The 19382-nt window shown below is 64.0% G+C and carries 20 protein-coding genes, 1 tRNA gene and 1 pseudogene; 9 read left to right on the top strand and 13 right to left on the bottom strand.

Features of this window, described 5'->3' with window-relative positions:
* Nucleotides 1-101 precede the first annotated feature (101 nt).
* From NKH37_RS04445 to NKH37_RS04455, 3 genes are all read left to right on the top strand, one after another.
* The gene (locus NKH37_RS04445; RefSeq protein ID WP_023721324.1) at nt 102-746 is read left to right on the top strand and encodes a carbonic anhydrase; all 645 of its coding nucleotides are present in this window, start codon (nt 102-104) and stop codon (nt 744-746) included.
* Nucleotides 747-757: 11 nt separating this feature from the next.
* Nucleotides 758-1168, top strand: coding sequence for a hypothetical protein (locus NKH37_RS04450; RefSeq protein ID WP_023721325.1), 411 nt, complete (start codon nt 758-760; stop codon nt 1166-1168).
* 90 nt (nt 1169-1258) lie between these two features.
* On the top strand, nt 1259-3313 hold the full coding sequence (locus NKH37_RS04455; protein WP_353004159.1) for a M3 family metallopeptidase: 2055 nt from the start codon (nt 1259-1261) through the stop codon (nt 3311-3313).
* Here the strand turns inward: NKH37_RS04455 and NKH37_RS04460 are convergent.
* The 6 genes from NKH37_RS04460 to NKH37_RS04485 form a co-directional block, all read right to left on the bottom strand.
* Nucleotides 3310-3531, bottom strand: coding sequence for a hypothetical protein (locus NKH37_RS04460; RefSeq protein ID WP_353003991.1), 222 nt, complete (start codon nt 3529-3531; stop codon nt 3310-3312). The two genes, NKH37_RS04455 and NKH37_RS04460, sit on opposite strands and share 4 nt — an antisense overlap.
* A complete protein-coding gene (locus NKH37_RS04465; protein WP_353003992.1) occupies nt 3528-4214 on the bottom strand; it encodes an LOG family protein in 687 nt (228 codons plus the stop codon). The genes NKH37_RS04460 and NKH37_RS04465 overlap by 4 nt, the downstream gene beginning before the upstream one ends.
* 51 nt (nt 4215-4265) lie before the next feature.
* Nucleotides 4266-5105 (bottom strand): hypothetical protein, encoded by an 840-nt coding sequence (locus NKH37_RS04470; RefSeq protein ID WP_031194636.1) that lies wholly within the window; start codon nt 5103-5105, stop codon nt 4266-4268.
* A gap of 65 nt (nt 5106-5170) precedes the next feature.
* Nucleotides 5171-5800, bottom strand: a complete 630-nt coding sequence (locus NKH37_RS04475; protein WP_023721330.1) for a LysE/ArgO family amino acid transporter — start codon at nt 5798-5800, stop codon at nt 5171-5173.
* Nucleotides 5797-6696, bottom strand: coding sequence for a DMT family transporter (locus NKH37_RS04480; RefSeq protein ID WP_353003994.1), 900 nt, complete (start codon nt 6694-6696; stop codon nt 5797-5799). Before NKH37_RS04480 ends, NKH37_RS04475 begins: the two co-directional genes overlap by 4 nt.
* 628 nt (nt 6697-7324) lie before the next feature.
* Nucleotides 7325-7400: transfer RNA gene (locus tag NKH37_RS04485), tRNA-Ala, on the bottom strand.
* A gap of 164 nt (nt 7401-7564) precedes the next feature.
* Between NKH37_RS04485 and NKH37_RS04490 the strand changes: the two genes are divergently transcribed.
* The 3 genes and pseudogenes from NKH37_RS04490 to NKH37_RS04500 all read left to right on the top strand — a co-directional run bounded on the left by NKH37_RS04490 (nt 7565) and on the right by NKH37_RS04500 (nt 9193).
* Complete coding sequence (locus NKH37_RS04490) at nt 7565-7855, top strand: YggT family protein (RefSeq protein WP_023678162.1); 291 nt, start codon at nt 7565-7567, stop codon at nt 7853-7855.
* A 13-nt stretch (nt 7856-7868) separates the two neighbouring features.
* A pseudogene (locus NKH37_RS04495) lies at nt 7869-8190 on the top strand (DUF167 family protein).
* 247 nt (nt 8191-8437) lie between these two features.
* The gene (locus tag NKH37_RS04500; RefSeq protein WP_353003996.1) at nt 8438-9193 is read left to right on the top strand and encodes a haloacid dehalogenase type II; all 756 of its coding nucleotides are present in this window, start codon (nt 8438-8440) and stop codon (nt 9191-9193) included.
* A 15-nt stretch (nt 9194-9208) separates the two neighbouring features.
* On the opposite strand, the gene NKH37_RS04505 is transcribed toward NKH37_RS04500, so the two are convergent.
* From NKH37_RS04505 to NKH37_RS04535, 7 genes are all read right to left on the bottom strand, one after another.
* Nucleotides 9209-10177, bottom strand: a complete 969-nt coding sequence (locus NKH37_RS04505) for an ABC transporter ATP-binding protein (RefSeq protein WP_352788029.1) — start codon at nt 10175-10177, stop codon at nt 9209-9211.
* Nucleotides 10177-11187: an ABC transporter ATP-binding protein gene (locus tag NKH37_RS04510; protein ID WP_353004160.1), complete on the bottom strand. Its 1011-nt coding sequence runs from the start codon at nt 11185-11187 to the stop codon at nt 10177-10179. Before NKH37_RS04510 ends, NKH37_RS04505 begins: the two co-directional genes overlap by 1 nt.
* Nucleotides 11184-12101 (bottom strand): dihydrodipicolinate synthase family protein, encoded by a 918-nt coding sequence (locus tag NKH37_RS04515; protein ID WP_353003998.1) that lies wholly within the window; start codon nt 12099-12101, stop codon nt 11184-11186. Before NKH37_RS04515 ends, NKH37_RS04510 begins: the two co-directional genes overlap by 4 nt.
* Before the next feature lie 18 nt (nt 12102-12119).
* Nucleotides 12120-13025, bottom strand: a complete 906-nt coding sequence (locus tag NKH37_RS04520; RefSeq protein WP_502895832.1) for an ABC transporter permease — start codon at nt 13023-13025, stop codon at nt 12120-12122.
* The gene (locus NKH37_RS04525) at nt 13022-13981 is read right to left on the bottom strand and encodes an ABC transporter permease (protein WP_353004002.1); all 960 of its coding nucleotides are present in this window, start codon (nt 13979-13981) and stop codon (nt 13022-13024) included. Before NKH37_RS04525 ends, NKH37_RS04520 begins: the two co-directional genes overlap by 4 nt.
* Before the next feature lie 66 nt (nt 13982-14047).
* Entirely contained in the window at nt 14048-15628 is a 1581-nt protein-coding gene (locus NKH37_RS04530) for an ABC transporter substrate-binding protein (RefSeq protein WP_353004003.1), read from the bottom strand.
* A 32-nt stretch (nt 15629-15660) separates the two neighbouring features.
* Nucleotides 15661-16374 (bottom strand): FadR/GntR family transcriptional regulator, encoded by a 714-nt coding sequence (locus tag NKH37_RS04535; RefSeq protein ID WP_031194640.1) that lies wholly within the window; start codon nt 16372-16374, stop codon nt 15661-15663.
* Nucleotides 16375-16471: 97 nt separating this feature from the next.
* Here NKH37_RS04535 and NKH37_RS04540 point away from each other — a divergent pair, with 97 nt between their 5' ends.
* From NKH37_RS04540 to NKH37_RS04550, 3 genes are read left to right on the top strand one after another with little or no spacing between them, the layout of a single operon-like run.
* Nucleotides 16472-17443, top strand: a complete 972-nt coding sequence (locus NKH37_RS04540; protein WP_352480996.1) for a Gfo/Idh/MocA family protein — start codon at nt 16472-16474, stop codon at nt 17441-17443.
* Nucleotides 17440-18435 carry a Gfo/Idh/MocA family protein gene (locus tag NKH37_RS04545; RefSeq protein WP_353004005.1) on the top strand — a complete coding sequence of 332 codons (996 nt, stop codon included), beginning with the start codon at nt 17440-17442 and terminating at the stop codon, nt 18433-18435. Before NKH37_RS04540 ends, NKH37_RS04545 begins: the two co-directional genes overlap by 4 nt.
* Nucleotides 18425-19375, top strand: a complete 951-nt coding sequence (locus tag NKH37_RS04550; protein ID WP_280940428.1) for a dihydrodipicolinate synthase family protein — start codon at nt 18425-18427, stop codon at nt 19373-19375. The genes NKH37_RS04545 and NKH37_RS04550 overlap by 11 nt, the downstream gene beginning before the upstream one ends.
* Nucleotides 19376-19382: the final 7 nt, after the last annotated feature.

Genomic DNA, 19382 nt, shown 5'->3' on the forward strand with positions numbered 1-19382 from the left:
GTCCCGCCTTCCGAAAATCGGTTCCGATTTTCGGGCCGATGCGCTAGAGCCTTTCGGGATTGAACCGTGCCTTTAACCCGGAAAGGCTCCCGCCGCTGCCCATGCCCCATCTTCCTGAGCATCTTCTCACCGGCTACCGCAATTTCATGAGTGGCCGCTATCTCACCGAAAGCGGGCGTTATCGCGCACTGGCCCGGGAAGGCCAGGCACCGGAAACTATGATCGTCGCCTGCTGCGATTCCCGCGCTGCGCCCGAAGCGATCTTCGATGCCGGGCCGGGCGAACTGTTCGTGCTGCGCAATGTCGGCAATCTGGTGCCGCCCTATGCGCCCGACGATCAGTTCCACTCGACATCGGCAGCGCTCGAATTTGCCGTGCAGAGCCTCAAGGTCAAGAACATCGTGGTGATGGGCCACGGCCGCTGCGGCGGCATCCGCGCGGCACTCGACACCACGGCCGCGCCGTTGTCGCCAGGTGATTTCATCGGCAAATGGATGAGCCTGATCGCGCCGGCGGCCGAGACCGTATCGTCCAGCACCTTCATGACCGCGACCGAGCGCCAGACCGCGCTGGAGCGCATATCGATCCGATATTCCATCGCCAATCTGCGTACCTTCCCTTGCGTCTCGATCCTCGAAGGCAAGGGGCGGCTATCGCTGCACGGCGCCTGGTTCGATATTTCGACCGGTGAGCTTTGGGTGATGAACAAGGAGACCGGCGATTTCGAGCGGCCGGAGACGGAGTAGGAGACAAGGGCATGGTGCGAATTCCGGTCGCGTTCGCGGCGGCAGCACTGCTGTGCTCGGCAGATTTCGCCCGCGCCGACGACAGCGCGATCATCGACCGCTGGTATTCGGCACTGCTCGTCGCCGACCGCACCGAATTGTCGGACCTGCTCGCCGACGACGTCCGCATCAAGCTCGACGACCTCGGCGTCGTGCAAAGCAAGCAGGAATTCATCGCTTCGATCGCCGAGTGGCAAGGCGCCGTCGCCGGCGCCGAAATCCGCCACCGGATCGAGAAGACCGAGGGCGGCGTCACCACTGTGATCGCCTGCTATGATTTTCCCAGCAACGACATGCTGATGCAGGAGACCTTTGCGGTCGCCAACGACCAGATCACCGCCAGTTCGCAAGCCGCGATCGCGGAAAACTGCGACGGCTACTGAGGAAATCATGAACGGGGCGTGCTGTTGCGTGGAACCGGCCGGCGCCTTACATCGGTGACGATCCGCTTCTCCCACCCACTCAGCGAAAGTTTGCCCATGCCGTCCACCGTCGACCTCGCCGCCCATCCGCTGACCGCATGGCAAGGGCCGCTCGGCCTGCCCGATTTCACGCGCATCGGCGACGGCGATTTTTCTCCGGTCTTCGACGCGGCCCTGAAGGCGCATGAGGCCGAGATCGAGGCGATTGCCGGCAACGGCGAGACGCCGACCATCGACAATACACTTGCCGCACTCGAACTCGCCGGCGAGGCTCTCGACCATGTCTCGTCGATCTTCTGGTGCCGCGCCGGCGCCCACACCAATGAGGCGATCCAGGCGCTGGAGCGCGACATCTCGCCAAAAATGTCGCGGCATTTCTCGGCGATTTCGATGAATGAGCGACTGTTTGCCCGCATCGACGATCTCTATCAGCGCCGCGATGCTTTGAAGCTCGATGCCGAAACGCTGCGGGTCTTGCAAAAGACCTGGAAAAACTTCGTCCGCTCTGGCGCCAGGCTCGACGCCGAAGGCAAGAAGCGGCTGGCGTCGATCAACGAGGAATTGTCGTCGCTCGGCACCAATTTCGGCCAGAACCTGCTTGCCGACGAGCGCGACTGGGCGCTGTTCCTCGACGAGGCTGACCTTGCCGGCGTGCCGGAATTCCTGAAAAGCTCGATGGCGGAAGCCGCCGAGATGCGCGGCCAGAAGGGCCGCTACGCCGTCACCTTGTCGCGTTCGATCTACGAGCCGTTCTCGACCTTCTCAGAACGCCGCGACCTGCGCGAGACGGCGTTCCGCGCCTTCATCATGCGTGGCCAGAATGGCGGCGCCACCGACAACACGGACGTAGTGCGCGACATGCTGCGCCTGCGCGCCGAAAAGGCGAAGCTGCTCGGCTACGAATCATATGCCGCGTTGAAGCTCGACGACACAATGGCCAAGACGCCGGAGGCGGTGCATACGCTGCTCGACCCGGTTTGGAAAAAGGCATTGGAGAAGGCCGCCGCCGACCAGGCCGAATTGCAGCGGCTGGCGGCCGAGGCCGGCAGCAATGAAAAATTCGCCGCCTGGGACTGGCGCTTCTATCAGGAGAAGCTGCGCGCCGAGAAATTCGCTTTCGACGAGGCCGAACTGAAGCCGTATCTGCAGCTCGACCGCATCATCGACGCCTGTTTCGACGTGGCGACACGATTGTTCGGCATTTCTTTCGAGGAAAAGAAGGGCATTGCCACCTGGCATCCGGACGCACGTGTTTTCGTCGTGAAGAATGCCGACGGCAGCGAGCGCGGCCTTTTCCTCGCCGATTATTTCGCGCGACCCTCGAAACGCTCCGGCGCCTGGATGAGTGCACTCAAATCCGGCTATAAGCTTGGTCCTGGCTCGAAGCCGGTCATCTACAATATCATGAATTTCGCCAAGCCGCCGGCCGGCGAGGCCGCCTTGCTGTCGGTCGATGAAGCCAAGACGCTGTTCCACGAATTCGGTCATGCCCTGCACGGCATGCTGACCGACGTCACCTGGCCGTCGGTCGCTGGCACCTCGGTCAGCCGCGATTTCGTCGAGCTGCCTTCGCAGCTCTACGAACACTGGCTGACGGTGCCGACGGTGCTGGAAAAACATGCGCTGCATGTCAGGACCGGCAAGCCGATGCCAAAGGCGCTGGTCGACAAGATGCTGGCGGCGCGCACCTTCGGCGCCGGCTTCGCCACGGTCGAGTTCACCGCCTCGGCCTTGGTCGACATGGCCTACCATGCGCGCCCGGAGGCGCCGCAAGAGCCGCTTCGTTTCGAAGCCGAAACGCTCGAAAGGCTCAATATGCCGGACACCATCGCGATGCGTCACCGCACTCCGCATTTCGGCCATATCTTTGCCGGCGATGGCTATTCGGCCGGCTATTATTCCTACATGTGGTCGGAAGTGCTCGACGCCGACGCCTTCGCCGCCTTCGAGGAAGCAGGCGATCCGTTCAACCCGGCGCTGGCCGAGCGGCTGCGCAAGAACATCTACGCCGCCGGCGGCTCGAAGGACCCCGAAGAACTCTACACCGCCTTCCGCGGCAAGATGCCTTCACCGGAAGCAATGATGGCCAAGCGCGGACTGGTCTAAGCCTTGCCCGGCCCTTCTCGGGCCGGCTCGGCCTCACCGGCCGCGGCTGTCTCGTTGAGGAAGCCGGCGATCCGCTCCGCCGTCTTGGTCGTGGCAACGGAGAGCAATCGGCCGCGATGGACCACGGGCTCGCCGCTCTCATTGTCCCAGATATCGAACCGGCAGCTTGGGTTCGCTATGGCTTCGAAGCGGTCCTTCATATCGACAGCTCCGGTCATGGTGTCGCCACGGGTGCCAGAGATTGAGCGGTGCGCCCGACGGTACTCGCGCCTTGCTGCGTTTGCGTGAAGCAGACGCCGCGCTGCAGCATCGGCAGGATTGCCGCCGGCACGTCGGCAACAAGACATGCCGTCGACACGTGGCCGCTGAGAAACCCCGCCTCCTCGAGATGATCGAGCAGGTCGAGCCAGGGCGACCAGAAACCGAAGAAGTCGGCGACCAGGATCGGCTTGTCGTGCCGGTCGAGCTTGCGCCAGGTCATCACTTCGGCCAGTTCCTCGATGGTGCCGATTCCGCCCGGCAGCGCTACAAATGCATCCGCATAGTCGAACATCAGCCGCTTGCGCATGTGCATGTCCGGAACCGCTATGATTTGGGCGACGCCGCGCGGCATCCGCATCCGCTCCAGAAGGAAGTGCGGCGCAATCGCGATCACCTCGCCGCCGGCGTCTGCCGCCGCGGAAGCCACGGCGCCCATCAACCCTTCACCGCCGCCGCCATAGACGAGGCGGATGCCGGCACTGCCGATTTCGCGGCCCAGCGCCGCGGCCGCTTGCGCGAGGCGCCGGTCGTTGCCGGCGCGGGCGCCGCCGAACACCCAGACGGTGCCGATACGGGTCTGCGTCGGATAGAGCAGCCCCTCCAGGGAAGGCGCATCGTCGTCATTGAAAATTCCGAACATGGCTCTGTCTCCATTTGGCTTCAGTTGAACGATGGTCCTGCGGGCGCGGCTCTAGTCGCCCTGCCCCGCCGCGGCGGAACGGGTTGGTGGGCTTTCGCCGGCGTCGGCAAACAGCAGAAGGTCGGCCCTCGCCCACAGCGCGTAGCAGGCGAGCAATGTCAGCGGCGCGGTGACAAGGGCGGGTGAGGCCCCCGACCACACTTCAGGCACGGCGGAGCCGGCCGAAAGGGCTGCCGCCAATGCCGCAGGCAGGCGGCTGGCCAACACTGCGCTGCGGAACGGATCGGGCCACCTGGCCGGCCAACCGGGCACAATCATGCCGGACACGGCGCTGCCGAATTTTCCCAACGCATGCAGCAGTCCGGCAGTCGCAGCCAGCACCGGTTGGCCGAGCAGGAACAGCGCTACGCCGAGCCCGATCGCGCCGAGCCCCGACAGGAGATCGGCGCGCCGGTTAAGCGCCGGATCGGGGACATCGCGGCCAGCCCAGGCGCGGTGATAGACTTCGCCGCTGCAGAAGAAGATCGACGTCGCCAGCGTCAACGCCACGGCGCTGCCGCTGCCGGCAAAATAGTCGAACAGGGTGCCGGCACCCCATTCAGGGCCGGTGGCGAGCTGCATCGCCACGCCCATTGCCAGCCCCAGCGCGTTGCCAAGATTGTAGTAGCCGCCCGGACCGGAAATGCGCGCCCGGATGGCAGCCGCAAATCGCGACACCGCCCGGGCGGTCCGACTGGGGCCGGCAGATTTCGGTTTTAAGTCGATAATCGACGGCTCGAAGGAGAGGCGATCGACCAGCCCGGAGGCATCACGCCAGCTGGCCGGCGCGTCGTTCCAGATTGAAAGCGCGAAATGCCGGCCGAACGGCGCACGGTCGTTGTCGAATTGCATTGGATCCTCCTTTTCAGCTGCGGTGGCATTTGACGGCACGATGAGCGGGCGTTTGCTACGGGCGGTCATGGCGAGACGAGCCCCACGGCCATGACCAATGCGACGGTGGACAGGATGAGCCCGGAGATGAGATCGAAGATGCGCAGGCTGGCACGGCTGCGCAGCAGCGGCGCCACGAGGCCGCCGCCGAGCGCATAGCCGTAACAGCCGAGCGCCGACATCAGGATCAGCGTCACCATGAATTCGAGCTGCGTACCACTCGCAGCGAAAGACTGGCCGAACGCCGCCGGCACGAACAGCCGCTCGACGTAGGTCAGCGGGTTCATCCCGACCACGCCCATGACGCGGGCTACGCAGGAGCGGCTGGTCTCGGCCTTGCCGGAGCGGTCCTCGGCCTCGCCGACGGCCAATGCTGCACGAAAGGATTTCACCGCAAACCAGGAGACCGCCGCCAGGCCAAGCCAGGAGAGCGCCGTTCCGAGTGAGGGATCGAGGCCGGCGATCGAGCTGCCGAGCATATAGGAGATGGCGATCAGGGCGACATAGGTCGCCCACACCAGGCTCGCCACGAACATCACCCGCCCGCGCAGCAAGCCTTCCCTGATCATCATCAGGTTGTTCGGCCCTATCGAGGCCATCGAGGCCATGCCGAGCGCAAGCCCAGCCTGGAATCCGCTCGCGTCGGCAAAGCTCATGGAGCTCCCTCCAGCGATGATATGACGGGATCGGCCGGATTCGCCGGCCCGGGCGAGGTGACGAGATAGAGGATGGTGCCGAGCATCATCATCGCGCCGAGAGCCCCCATGGGCGAGATCCGCTCACCGAGAAAAAGGGCGACGCCAGTCGCGCCGAACAGGCTTTCGGCGCTGACGATCACCGCTGCGTGGCTGGCAGAGGTAAAGCGCTGGGCAACGGTCTGGATGCCGAAGCCGGCGGCAGTCGAGAACACGCCGAGCACAAGCAGTTGCGGCCAGGCATCGAGTGCCGTCGCGACCGACAAATTGCCATGCGAGAGGGCTAGCGGCAGGGTGACCGCCGCAGTGCCGAGGAACTGCGCCGCCATGGTGGCAAACGGGCGCCCATGGGTTTGCATGTGGCGGCCGAGCTCGACCGTCCACAATGCATAGCATGCGGCCGACAGCACCACCGTCGTGTCGCTGCCATTGAAGCCGGCGATGCCGCCAGACAATAGCAGCGCGCCGATCAGGGTCATGCCGGCGGCAAACCCGACCGTCGCGGTCAGCCGCTCCCCGACCAGAACCCACGCTGCAACCGGCGTCATCACGGTCGCGGTGCTGATCAGGAAGCTGGCATTGGTGACCGAGGTGCCGAGATAGGCAATCTGCTGCAGAACGATCGAAATGGCGAATAGCGCGCCGACCCTTGCCAAGCTGGCGCGAAAACCTTTGGTCTTCGCTACCCGGCTTTCTCCAATCATCAGCGGCAGCACCAGAAGTCCGGCGATCAGGCAGCGCATGCCGGCCGCGCTCAGCGGGTCGAGATATCCGAGCACAGTCTTCTGCGAGACATTGCCGAAACCCCACAAAGCGGCGGCAAGCAGGAGAAGCAGGTTGGCGTGAAGCTTCGACATCGGCTCTTCCACCTAGAGCCGATTGCAGGCATGTGCCGATTCAAGCTGTTTGCGAGAGCCTGGCGGGCTTCGGCCGGCACGCCCTGAAGACGCGCTGGAACTGCGCTTGCAGGCTGCCGGTGGTGCTGTGTGCCGGCCGCGCTGAGAACCTTTGGAACCGCTCTGCGCGCTCGGTCCGGCGTCGCGGATTTTGTCTCGAAGTGCTGAAGTAGCCGCCATTTCAAACCCCCGCCGCCTGATCGATGGACACAGGCGAAGGGCCTGCGGCAATCGACTTTTATCGACGGGGTGAGGTTCCGATAACGTGGCTTACGGATGGCTTACGGGGCGTTTTTCGAGGTGGTCATGGTGCCGAAGCGACGCTCAGCGCAGCAAGGTTAGGGGGTCGTTCGGAAGGTTGGAGAAGGAGGCAACGCCCTCTGGCCTGCCGGACGAGCGACCTGAGAGGCTGATCTTTGCCGCCCGATGCCTAACGCGTTCGTAAAGCCGGTCGATGGCCGCAAGTCGCGAGCGGCCTTCTCTCGGCGTCGCGAAATCGCCCCTGCCCGAGTAAGCTTGCGCAAGCGGAACAGCGCCCAAGGCCGCTGTCTTCGGCATGCAACCAGGCAAGGGGATTCGAAAAATCCGCTGGTGGAGCTGAGGAGGATCGAACTCCTGACCTCGTCATTGCGAACGACGCGCTCTCCCAGCTGAGCTACAGCCCCGTCCAGCGGATGGGGCTTTTATCGGCCGCTGCGGTTTCCTGTCAAGACTGCGCTTGCTGCCGAAATGCCGTTCGGCCGCTCGTCCGGCTTTGCCATGCGGCGGAAGGCGGCTCTTGCCGCTTTCACCTACAGTGGCTACATGTCGGCAACAATCGGAGACCGGCATGATCGCCCTAATTCAGACCATTGTCATGGCGCTTGACCTTTACTGGTGGATCATCATCGCCTCGGCGATATTTTCCTGGCTCTACGCCTTCAACGTCGTCAACTCGCGCAACCAGTTCGTCGACACCATCAGCAACATGCTCTATCGGCTGACCGAGCCGGCGCTGCGGCCGATCCGCCGCTTCATGCCAGATCTCGGGGGCATCGACATCTCGCCGATCATCCTGCTGCTGATCCTGTTCTTCATCCGGCAGTTCCTGCTCACCACCGTGCTTTCGCTGGTCGTCTGAGTTCAGGCGTCCCATGAGCGCGCCGTTCCGCACGCGCGCCGACGGCACCGACCTGTTCGTCCGGCTGACGCCGAAATCAGCGATGGACAGGCTGGAAGGCATCGAGACATCGGCGGATGGGCGAAGCTATTTAAAAGCCCGTGTCCGCGCCGTGCCGGAAAACGGCGTCGCCAATCGAGCGCTGGAAAGGCTGGTGGCCAAGGCTCTTGATGTGCCGGCGTCAGCGGTCTCGATCGTCGCCGGCGGCACCGGCGCGGCTGAAGACGCTGCGCGTGCTTGGCGATCCCGCGGCGCTGACCAAACGCATCGATACGCTGGGCACGCCTGCGCCATGATCTCGGCTCACTCACCAACCCGCAGAAAAAAGGCCGGGCTGCAAAGCCCGGCCAGATGTGAAGGTCGAAAACCTTCAGAGGGGAACGCGCCGGACGAATGGGAGGAAACATCCGACGCGGATTGCATATGGGTTGGCGTCGACGACGTTTCAATGAGGTCGGGGGAACCACCTTCGCGATCAGGCTTTTAAACATTTCGATTATCTGATCAGCAGCTCGACGAGGCCGATCCGTCCTATCGCGACCGATGCGGCAGGACACCCACCGCAACCCGACCGGAAAGCTCAATATGACCGCTACTCGAGTTCTATTCTTCGACGTTCTGGGAACCGTCGTTGACTGGCGCAACGGTATTGCAAGGGAGGCTGGCGCCTTCCTCGCGCGAAACGGTGCACAGCAGGTCGATCCCGGTGAATTCGCGGATACATGGGCGTTGCGCTATGACGCCTCGACCGAGGCGGTGCGGACGGGGCACCGGCCTTTCGTTTCACTCGACGTGATCAACAAGGAGAATCTGGACGCCGCCTTCGTCCAGTTCGGGCTAACCCCATCCGCGCTGCCGGCCACCGAACTTGAAGAACTCAATCTCGCCTGGCACCGGCTGGAGCCGTGGCCCGATTCGCTGAAAGGCCTTGCGAGGCTGAAGGAACGCTTCATCATCGCGCCCTTGTCGGGGGGCAATACCCGGCTGTTGCTGGACATGGCCAAGCGCTCGGGCCTGCCTTGGGACACCGTCCTTGGCTCGGATGTGTTCGGCACCTACAAGCCTGCGCCACAGGCTTATCTCCGCGCAGTGGAGATCCTGGGGGTGCGACCTTCGGAGGCCGTGTTAGTCGCCGCGCATAACGACGACCTGGCTGCGGCACGAAGGTGCGGTATCGGAACCGCTTTTGTTGCTCGGCCGAAAGAGCATGGTCCGGCGCAGACGACCGATCTCTCGCCTCGTGAGAGCTGGGACTTTGTGGCCGACGACCTTGTCCATCTCGCCCAAGTTCTCCCGTAGGCCGAGGGCAAAAACCTAAGCGATGTCGTCGCGGATGCAGGCCTTCAGATGACCCTCGGCTGTCGCCCTCAGCGGCGGCATAGCCCCGGCGCAAGCCTCCAGCGCAAACGGGCAACGGGTCCGGAAAACACAGCCCGACGGCGGGTTTGCCGGGCTGGGAATATCGCCCTTGAGCACCTGCCGGTCTTGCCTGGCCAACGGATCGAGCGACGGAATGGCCGACAGCAGCGCGCGCGTATAGGGATGCTGCGGCCGGGCATAGAGCTCGGCCGCCGGCGCAACCTCCATGATGCGCCCGAGATAGAGCACGATGACCGTGTCGCAGATGTACTCGACCACGGCCAGATCGTGCGAAATGAACAGCATGGTCAGCCCAAGCCGGAGCTGCAGGTCGCGCAACAAATTGATGATTTGGGCCTGGATCGAGACGTCGAGCGCCGAGACCGGCTCGTCGGCGACAATGAATTCCGGCTCGAGCGTCAGCGCCCGGGCGATGCCGATGCGCTGGCGCTGGCCGCCCGAGAATTCATGGGCGTAGCGATCATAGGCGTCGACCGGCAACTCGACCGCGGCAAGTGCCTTCTCGGCCTTCGCCCGCCGCTCGGATTTCCTGCCAATGCCTTGAATGTCCAAGCCTTCGGTGAGGATCTGCCCGATCGTCATGCGCGGCGACAGGCTGGCGAAGGGATCCTGGAAAATATACTGCATCTTGCGGCGCTGGCGGCGCAACTGGGCGGCACCCAGCCTGGTGATGTCGGTGCCGCCATAGCTGATCTGGCCGGATGTCGGCTCGATCAGACGCAGCACCGAGCGGCCGATCGTGGTCTTGCCGGAGCCGGATTCGCCGACCAGCCCGACCACCTGACCACGCCTGACCTCGAACGAAATATCCTCCAGTGCCCTGACGATGGGGCCGCGCGAAAACGCGGTCGGCGCAAAATGCTTGGTCAGGTTTTTGACCGATAGGAACGGGGCGCCCTCCATCAGAGCTCCTCCCAGCGCAGGCAGCGGCTTTGCTGGGTCGGCGTCGCCGCAAACAATGGCGGCACCGCGGCGCGGCAGGCAGTGATAGCCATCGGGCAGCGCGGCGCGAAGGAACAGCCCTTGGGCAGCAAGGCGAGCGACGGAACATTTCCGGCAATGGTCGGCAGCGGCGTCCCCGCTATCTTCAGCGCCGTGGCCTCGCCGAGCCTCGGCACCGAGCGCATCAACCCCGCAGTATAGGGATGACGCGGGCGGGTGAACACTTCGCTCACCGGACCTGTTTCGACGATACGCCCGGCATACATCACCGCTACCCGGTCGGCAATTTCGGCTACGACGCCGAGATTGTGAGTGACGAACAGGATGCCCATGCCGCGCTGCGCCTGCAGCTCGGCCAAAAGATCGAGAATCTGGGCCTGGATTGTGACGTCCAGCGCGGTTGTCGGCTCATCGGCGATCAGCAAGCCTGGATCGCAGGACAGGGCCATGGCGATAGTGGCGCGCTGGCGCATCCCGCCCGACAGCTCGTGCGGATACTGTCGCGCCCGCCGCTTCGGATCGGGAATGCCGACCTGCTCCAGCAGCCGCACCGCGTCTGCTTCTGCCTCGCGATGCGATTTGCCGAGATGGATGCGGATCGGCTCGGCAATCTGCTCGCCGATCGTGTAGACCGGGTTGAGGCTGGCCATCGGCTCCTGGAACACCATGCCGATCTCGTTGCCGCGTATCTTGCGCAGCGACTCGGCATCGAGGCTGGTCAGCTCGGTGACCGCGCCGTTCTTGCGCCGCAGCGCGATCGACCCCTCAGCGATATGCCCGACCCTTTTCGGCAACAGGCCGATGATCGACAGGCTGGTGACGGATTTGCCGGATCCGGATTCGCCGACGAGCGCCACCGTCTCGCCGGAGCCGATCGTCAGGTCGACATCCGTTACCGCCGCGATGTCGCGCCCCGCAATGCGGAACACCGCGCGCAGGCCGGAAATCGAGAGTATCGGCGCGACACTCAGCGGAGCAGCCCCACGTCGCGAAGGATCATGTCGATCTTTGCGGTTTCCTCCCCGTTCAGACTGCGTTGCGGCCGCGCCATGGTGTTCGAGGCGATGATGCCGAGGCTCTTCATAGCTGCCTTGAAGGCGCCGACGCCGGCCGAGCCGGCGCTTGTCCTGCCGAGCGAGATCCAGACGATCTCGAACAGTTTCAACAATCGCTCCTGCTCTAGCCGTGCTTCGGCATGCTGGCCGGCCTGCGTCAGCTTCCACAGCCTGACGTAACCATGCGGGTCGACATTGGCGAGGCCCGGCACGACGCCATGCGCACCCATGGCCAGCGCGCTGTCGACCAGGATTTCGGAGCCGGTCATGCCGAAGAACCCCGGGTCATCGGCCATGTCCTTGAGCACGTAACGCAGATTGCCGTCATCGCCGCTGGAATCCTTGATGCCCGCGATGGCACCTTCCCGGGCAAGGCCGACGGTGGTCTTGCGCTCCAGCTTGATGTGAACGCAGACCGGGATGTCGTAGGCGATGACCGGAAGGTCGATCGCATCCTTGATGTAGCGGAAATGATCGCCGATCTCGGGCTGGCTGGTGCGGGTATAAAATGGCGCGGTGACGACAATGGCGTCGACGCCGGCCGATCTGGCGATGCGTGCGTGGTTGATGACACGATCGGTCGTCGGGTCGATGACCCCAGCGAAGATCGGAACCCGGCCGTTATTGACCTTGACTGCATGCTCGAGGATGGCCCTGCGGCCTGCCTCGTCGTGGAAGACCACCTCGCTGGTCGAGCCGAGCACGAACAGCCCGTGGACGCCGCCGTCGAGCAGGTTCTCGATGGTGCGGGTGAACGACGGGAAATCGATGCTGAAATCGGCATTGAGCGGGGTGACGACAGGTGGCACGACGCCGGTAAACAGGGGCATTTTGATGAACCTTTGAGGTCAGTTGAGATCGGAGCGAGGGTCGAATGCGTCGCGCAAGCCGTCGCCGATGAAGTTGATGGCGAGCACGGTGAGCACCAGTGCGGCGCCCGGGAACATCCATTGCCAGGGGTAATTTTCCAGCACGACGGTGGAGCGGGCGAGATTGAGCATGTTGCCCCAGCTGGCTTCGGGCGGTGCGATGCCGAGGCCGAGGAAGGACAGGCCGGCCTCGAGCAGGATGGCGTTGGCGATCTGCAAGGTGGCGTAGACGACCAGGATATCGATGCAGTTGGGCAGGCCATGCCGGAACAGCAGATGCGGCAGCCCCGCGCCCATGCCCCGGGCCGCAACGACGAAATCGCGCTCGCGCAGTTCGAGCAGCCGGGCGCGCACCATGCGCGACAGCACTGGCCAAGAGAGCAGCGAGATCACCAGGATGGTCGGGGCGATGCCGGTGCCGGCAATCGAAGCCAGCACCAGCAGGAAGATCACCGGCGGCAGCGTCATCGCCAGATCGACCAGGCGCATCACCGTTCCGTCGACGAGACGCCCGCCAAAGCTGGCGACGGCGCCGATCAGGAAGCCGATGACGGTCGAGATGGCAACCGAACAGATGGCAACCAGCAGTGAGATCCGCCCGCCTTGCAGCAACCGTGCCATGACATCACGCCCAACGCCATCGCTGCCCAGCCAATGAATGGCGGACGGCGCCTTGTTCATCGCCCTGAGGTCGATGGCGTTCGGGCCGAACGGCCACCACAGAGGATAGGTCGAAACCGCCAACAGGATCGGGATGACGATCAAAAGCCCGGCGCGTGCCGCTCGGTTTTCAAAAAAGCGGTCGAACGCGCGGCGAAGCGGGCCTCTGGTTTGCGGCACGGCTGTCGGGTCAACTGTAGGATCTGGCGCGGTGATTGCCATCATGCCACCTGAATGCGCGAGTCGACGACGGCATAGACGACGTCGGTCAAGAGGTTGACCAGGATGACGCAAACGCCGATCACCAGGGTAGCGCCCATGATCACCGGGTAATCGCGGGTGCCGACGGCGTTGACCAGAAGCAGTCCCATGCCCGGCCAGTTGAACACGCTTTCCAGGAAGATGGCGCCGCCGACGGCGATGCCGACGGTCGAGCCGATCAGGGTAATGACCGGCAAGAGCGCATTGCGGGTGGCGTGCTTGATGATCACCCAGAACTCGCGCACGCCCTTGGCGCGCGCCGTCCGCACGTAGTCCTGGTTGAGCACTTCCAGCAGCGAAGCGCGCATGTAGCGCATGATCAGCGCGGCATGGCCGATCGATAGCAGGCAAGCGGGCAGGATGAGGTGCGCTAGCACATCCGTCATCGAGAACGGCGCGCCGGCCGTCTGCATGCCGCCGGACGGCGCCCAGCGCAGCAGCACTGAGAAGAAATAGAGACCGAGCAGCGCCGTCAGGAAAGCCGGGCTGGAGATACCGATAAACGACAGCACCGACAGCGCGATGTCGGACGGTTCGTTACGGCGCACCGCGCTGAAAATGCCGGCGGAAATGCCGAGCACGATGGCGATCGCCAGGCCCGTGCCCATCAGCAGCGCCGTCGGGCCGATGCGTTCCATGACCAGTGGCAGCACGGCAACGCCGCTGCGCTGGATCGAATAGCCGAAGTCACCGCTCAGCGCCGCGCGCAGCCAGGCGAGATATTGCACGGGAAGCGGCCGATCGAGCCCGAGCCGTTCGCGCAGGCCCTCGAGGTCGGAAGCCGACATGGGGACCGACGGGTTGATATAGGCGTCGATCGGATCGCCCGGCGCCAGCCGCAGCAGGATGAAGATGAGGACGCTGAGCGCGACCAGCATCAGCAGTCCTGTGCTGCTGCGGCGGGCGATGAAGCTCAACATGGGCTTTCCGTGGCCGTGGCAGGGGGCGCCAAAGTGGTCCCGCCTGCTCGCTTCGTTTCGGGGTTCTTACTGGATGTCCCAGCGCTCGGGGTGAGCTGCGTAGGGGCCGCCGCCCGGCGCCGGCGTCCAGACGAAGTCACGCAGCCTGTTGGAGGCCACGCCATAGCGGTTGGCCACCCACAACGTCGCCCAGGGCAGCTCCTTGTTCATCACCTTGCAGACCTCTTGCCAGGAGGCGTCGAGCTTGGCCGGATCGGTCTGGCCGAGCGCGGCGTCTAACGCGGTGCTCAGGTCGTCGAACTCGATACGCATGGTGTTGAAGCCTGCCGGCGGGATCTGCGACTTGTTGAGGCCGGGATTGAGGCCGGCTGGATTGGGGCCGTTCTGCAGGCCGGCATAGACCATCGGAAATGCGTTCCAGTCCGGCGTGCCTTCCTTGTAGACGATGCCGTTATAGGTCGGCGTATCGACAACCCGCGGCACCACATTGATGCCGACCTCGGCCAGCATCGACTGGACAGCGGCCATCACGTTGGCCGCTTGCGGCGAGCCGTAATAGGTCAGCAAGGTGATCGGCTTGTCGCCATTGATCTTGTCCCAGCCCGCCTCGGTCAGCAGCGCCTTGGCCTTTGCCGGATCGTAGGCATAGGGTTCGAGGTCTGCCGGAACGAGATGCGGCGCGACATAGCCGCAATTGGCTGGCTTGGCGGCACCGCCGTAGAGGCTGTCGACGATGGCGTTGCGATCGATCGCATACATAATCGCCTGGCGGACACGGATATCCCTAAACAGGTCGACCTTCTGGTTCAGGCCGATATAGTTGACCACGTACGAGGCACCTTCGATCACCTTGAAATTGCTGTCGCTCTTGAAGGATGCCGCATCGTCGGGCTCGACATAGGTGAACTGGATCTCGCCGGCGCGGAGCGCGGCGACGGCCGCCGCCGGCGACTCGAAATAGCGGTTGATGAGCACGTCTACCTTCGGCTTGCCGCTGCGATAGTCGTCATCGGCTGCCAGTTCGACATATTGGTCGGTCACGTAGCGCTTGAACTTGAACGGGCCGGTGCCAACCGGAGCGGTCGACCACCAGGTGCTTGTCGCCAGTGATTCCGGCGGCAGAGCGACCAGGGCATGCTCCGGCAGGATCATTAGCTGCGAGAGGATGGATAGAAACGAGCCGTTCGGTTTCGATAGCTTCACCACTGCGGTGTGGTCATCCGGTGCATCGACCGAGGCGATGTTGGCGAGGCGGGCGGCAAACAGGCTGCCGGAGGCCTTGTTCTTGGCAAGCTCGAGGGTGAACTTGACGTCCTTCGAGGTGAACGGTTTGCCGTCATGCCAGGTCTCGTTGACCAGGTTGAACGTATAGCTCAGCTGGTCGTCGCTGATCTTGTAGTCCTTGGCGAGGTCGCCTTCGATCTCGGTCAGCCCGGCATTGAAGATGACCAGCGGTTCGAAATAGGTGCTGAGCCAGGTGTAGCCGCCGGTCGCGACCAGCGGGTTGAAGTTCTTGGGAAAACCGCCCGGGCCGACGTCGAAGCCGCCCGCAATGGTCTTGGCGCTTTGTGCCTGGACATTGGTCAATGGGGCAATGCTGGCGAGCAGCAGCCCGGCGACTGAGAATGCGATGGTCCTGATGCGCATGGTTTCCTCCCTTGGCATATTCAGGTTGTTCTTCAGCTTGCTCGGTTTTTGGCGATAACCTGCTGGATCCCCCGGTAATGGTCGTCGAGCCGCCGACGCGCCTGGTCGACATCCTTGGCGGCGACAGCCTCGACGATCTCGTGATGGTCGCGCCATGTCGCCAGCGGCGTCGGATTATCGAGATTGGTGAAATTCGAGGCCTTGTCGAACGCCGTCCAGAAGATGTCGATCAGTGCGCTCAGCATGTGATTGTTCTGGCAGCGGAACAGCAGCTGGTGGAATTGCTGGTCCTCTTCGGCGAAGCTCTCATGGCGCTCGGCACGTTGCCGCATGCGCTCGGTCAACTGGCGCAGCGCCTCGATATCCTCGGCACTGATCATCTCGATCGTCTTGGCGATGAGGCCGGTTTCCAGCACGCGGCGGATTTCGCGCAGCTCTTCGACATCGCGCAGCGAATCCTGCAAGCCGTATGCCAGGTTATCCAGCAGCGGCTTGAACGAGAACTCCTTGACGAAGACGCCGATGCCGCGCCGCGTCTCCAGGATGCCGATCGATTCCAGCGCCTTGATGGCTTCCCGCACGGAGTTGCGGCCGACGCCGAGCCGCTGCGCCAGGAACGTTTCCGGCGGCAAGGGATCGCCTGCCTTGAGCTGGTTGCTTTCGATATAGGCCCTGAGGCTTTCCTGCACGGTGACGTGAAGAAGCGGCGGTCTGCTCAACGGTTCGATCGACTTCAGTTCCGCCATCCCACTGCTTTCATCATCCGCCGGATTAGCCTGCCCGCTTGTCGTATAGCTACTTGTAGGATATCCTGCAAGCCCATAACAAACCTGCTGCCTTCGAATGAAGATTACCCTCGCCGGCTCGAGCCACTGGCACGCCGAAATGCACCTCGACGCCGCACGCTTTTACGGTGCGGAGATCGCCGGCATCTGGGACGAGGATCCTGGCCAAGCGCATGGGTTCGCCGCGCACCACGATCTGCCGTTTATCAAAGATTTCACGGAGATACTCTCCAGCCCGCCGGATGCGATCCTGTTGATGGGGCACCCTTCGAGGGTGCCGGCGCGGGCACGCGCGATCATCGCGGCAGGGATACCGCTGATCCTGGAGAAGCCGGCGGCCAGCCATACGAGGGAACTGATGGCGCTGCGCGAGCTTGCCAGGCAGCACCAGGCTTTTGTCGCTGTTCCCCTGCCCAACCGTTTCGGGCCGGCCGTTGCCGGCTTTGAACGGCTGCGCCGGCAAGGTCGCGCCGGGCCGGTGGCGCATTGCCAGTTCCGGCTGGTCAACGGCCCGCCGCAACGCTACATCGCCGACGGTGTCGCCTGGGTCGTCGATCCGGCGGTTGGCGGCGGGGGTGCGTTGAGGAATCTCGGCATACACGGCGTCGACGCGGCACTCAGCCTCGCAACCGGCAAGCTCGGCCTGAAAAGCGTTTCGATCGCGAACCGCATTCATCCCGGCCCGGTCGAGGACCATGCGCTGCTGGTGCTGGAAGACGAGGCCGGCGCGGTGTTCATCGTCGAGGCCGGTTACACCTTTGCCTCGATGCGCCCCGGCGGTGACTTCGAGTGGCGTATCGTCAGTGCCAATGCCACCCTCATCGATCATGGCGACCATGCCACCTGCGCAACGCTCGACGATGCGGCCGTTGCCGATTTGCCGGTCGAACTGCCGGCAACGCGCTATCGTCTGTTCATGCGCGATACGCTTGACCGGCTGGCCAGAAAGGCGCCTCCGCCGGTGTCCATCGAGGATTATGTTGCGGCGATGTCTCTGATCGACGCCGCTTATGAAAAGGCAGGATCATGATTGGGATAGGAATTATCGGCGCCGGCGATTTCGGCGCAGCCCATGCGCGGGCAATCCGTGAGGTGGGAGGGATTCGTCTCGTCGCCGCCTCTCGTGGAAATGCCGAGGCGCTGCAGCGCTTCACCGCCGAATATGGCGGCTGCGGCTACACTGATTGGCGCAAGCTGCTGGACGACAAGGAGGTCGACGCGGTCCTCATTGCCACCCCGCACCATCTCCATGCCGAAATGGCCATCGGCGCAGCAAACGCCGGCAAGCACATCCTGCTCGAAAAGCCGATGGCGCCGACGGCGGCTGCCTGCGACGCGATCAACGCCGCCGTAACCGATAGCGGCGTCAAGCTGATGGTCGCCCATCTCATGCATTTCGCCCTGCCCTGCATGGCAGCCAGGCAGAAGCTGGAGCAAGGAGAGCTCGGCCGGCCGCTCATCGGATCGAGCTGGATCATCAAGCTATGGATGGAGCACAATCGCCGCGACTGGCATCTGCGCAAGTCGACCGGCGGCGGCATGCTGTTGACGGCCGGCATCCACGCGCTCGACCGCCTGGTCTGGCTGATGGATGACGATGTCGTGTCGGTGAGCGGCATGCTCGGCGCCAAGTTCCATGACCAGGAAGCAGACGACAGCGCCTTGCTTGGGCTGCGCTTCGCCGGCGGCGGCATCGGCCAGGTGCAGAGCATCGGCTATCGCACCGGCGCTACCACCTACGCCATGGATCTGGTCTGCGAGCAGGGAACGCTGCGCATCGACATGGATCGCGGCACGATGCTTGGACGCGATACGGTCTGGACCGAGTTGCCCGGTTCATTCGAACCGAACTGGATGCACAACGCGCTGGTGCGCGAATGGAGCGCGATGCGCGATGCCATTGCCGACGACACGCCGGTGCCGGTCGACGGTCTCTATGCACGCAAGATCATCGGCATTATCGAGGCTGCCTTCGCGTCGAACGAAACCCGCCACGAACACGAGATCGCCGGTGCACGCTGACCTCGACGACCATCTGGCCCGCTTGCCCGCACACGCACCGCGCGGCGTCTGGGGCGCGGTGATGCTGGCCATCGACGATCGCGGAGCGATCGACTGGCAGGCGACGGAAGAGACGATCGCGCGGCTTTGCGCGTCAGGCGTCGACGGCGTCTATTCCAATGGCACGGCCTGCGAATTCCATTGCCAGACCGAGCCCGAATTCGACCGGCTTTGTGGGCTGGTCGCCGCAACAGCCGGCGGCGCGCGCCTTCCTTTCCAGATCGGCATCAGCCAGTCCAATCCGCGCGTCGCACTGGAGCGGCTGACGCGGGTCTCGGCGTTTGGCCCGGCGGCGGTGCAATTCACACTGCCCGACTGGTGGCCGCCCAGCGACGACGAGGTCATGCGTTTTGTCGGCCGCCTCTGCGAGGCCGCGCCCGAAACGCCGCTGGTGCTCTACAACCCGCCGCACGCCAAGCGTCGCCTGACACTCGAAGGCATCGCCCGGCTGCGCGCGGCCGTGCCGTCGCTGGTCGGCGCCAAACTGCCGGGCGGTGACGCCGACTGGTATGCCGATATGCGCCACAAACTGGACGGATTCTCCGTCTTCGTCCCCGGCCACACGCTGGCGACAGGCTATGCTGGGGGAGCCCATGGCAGCTATTCCAACGTTGCCTGCCTCAACCCGAAGGGTGCGGTACAGTGGTGGCAGATGATCCGCACCGACATGGCCGCCGCTGCCGAGGTCGAGGCCCGCATACAGGCCTTCCTCGCCGCACATGTCCTACCGTTTCGCACCCGTTACAATGTCAGCGATGCAGCGCTCGACAAGGCGATGGCGGCGGCCGGCGGCTGGGCGCCACTCGGCCCGCGACTGCTCTGGCCCTACAGCTCCGTTCCCGATCAGGAAATCCCGACGCTGGCCAGGGCCGCTCACGCGGCTTTCCCGGAATGGTGGTAGACCCGTC

The sequence above is a fragment of the Mesorhizobium sp. M1217 genome, assembly GCF_040318275.1.
In the GTDB taxonomy this organism is placed as follows: Bacteria; Pseudomonadota; Alphaproteobacteria; order Rhizobiales; family Rhizobiaceae; genus Mesorhizobium.

Excerpts from the sequence above, each read along its gene's own strand:
- NKH37_RS04445 (WP_023721324.1), top strand. The coding sequence starts at position 102 with ATGCCCCATCTTCCTGAGCATCTTCTCACCGGCTACCGCAATTTCATG.
- NKH37_RS04450 (WP_023721325.1), top strand. The coding sequence starts at position 758 with ATGGTGCGAATTCCGGTCGCGTTCGCGGCGGCAGCACTGCTGTGCTCG.
- NKH37_RS04460 (WP_353003991.1), bottom strand. The coding sequence starts at position 3,531 with ATGACCGGAGCTGTCGATATGAAGGACCGCTTCGAAGCCATAGCGAAC.
- NKH37_RS04465 (WP_353003992.1), bottom strand. The coding sequence starts at position 4,214 with ATGTTCGGAATTTTCAATGACGACGATGCGCCTTCCCTGGAGGGGCTG.
- NKH37_RS04470 (WP_031194636.1), bottom strand. The coding sequence starts at position 5,105 with ATGCAATTCGACAACGACCGTGCGCCGTTCGGCCGGCATTTCGCGCTT.
- NKH37_RS04475 (WP_023721330.1), bottom strand. The coding sequence starts at position 5,800 with ATGAGCTTTGCCGACGCGAGCGGATTCCAGGCTGGGCTTGCGCTCGGC.
- NKH37_RS04480 (WP_353003994.1), bottom strand. The coding sequence starts at position 6,696 with ATGTCGAAGCTTCACGCCAACCTGCTTCTCCTGCTTGCCGCCGCTTTG.
- NKH37_RS04490 (WP_023678162.1), top strand. The coding sequence starts at position 7,565 with ATGATCGCCCTAATTCAGACCATTGTCATGGCGCTTGACCTTTACTGG.
- NKH37_RS04500 (WP_353003996.1), top strand. The coding sequence starts at position 8,438 with ATGCGGCAGGACACCCACCGCAACCCGACCGGAAAGCTCAATATGACC.
- NKH37_RS04505 (WP_352788029.1), bottom strand. The coding sequence starts at position 10,177 with ATGGAGGGCGCCCCGTTCCTATCGGTCAAAAACCTGACCAAGCATTTT.
- NKH37_RS04515 (WP_353003998.1), bottom strand. The coding sequence starts at position 12,101 with ATGCCCCTGTTTACCGGCGTCGTGCCACCTGTCGTCACCCCGCTCAAT.
- NKH37_RS04520 (WP_502895832.1), bottom strand. The coding sequence starts at position 13,025 with ATGATGGCAATCACCGCGCCAGATCCTACAGTTGACCCGACAGCCGTG.
- NKH37_RS04525 (WP_353004002.1), bottom strand. The coding sequence starts at position 13,981 with ATGTTGAGCTTCATCGCCCGCCGCAGCAGCACAGGACTGCTGATGCTG.
- NKH37_RS04530 (WP_353004003.1), bottom strand. The coding sequence starts at position 15,628 with ATGCGCATCAGGACCATCGCATTCTCAGTCGCCGGGCTGCTGCTCGCC.
- NKH37_RS04535 (WP_031194640.1), bottom strand. The coding sequence starts at position 16,374 with ATGGCGGAACTGAAGTCGATCGAACCGTTGAGCAGACCGCCGCTTCTT.
- NKH37_RS04540 (WP_352480996.1), top strand. The coding sequence starts at position 16,472 with ATGAAGATTACCCTCGCCGGCTCGAGCCACTGGCACGCCGAAATGCAC.
- NKH37_RS04545 (WP_353004005.1), top strand. The coding sequence starts at position 17,440 with ATGATTGGGATAGGAATTATCGGCGCCGGCGATTTCGGCGCAGCCCAT.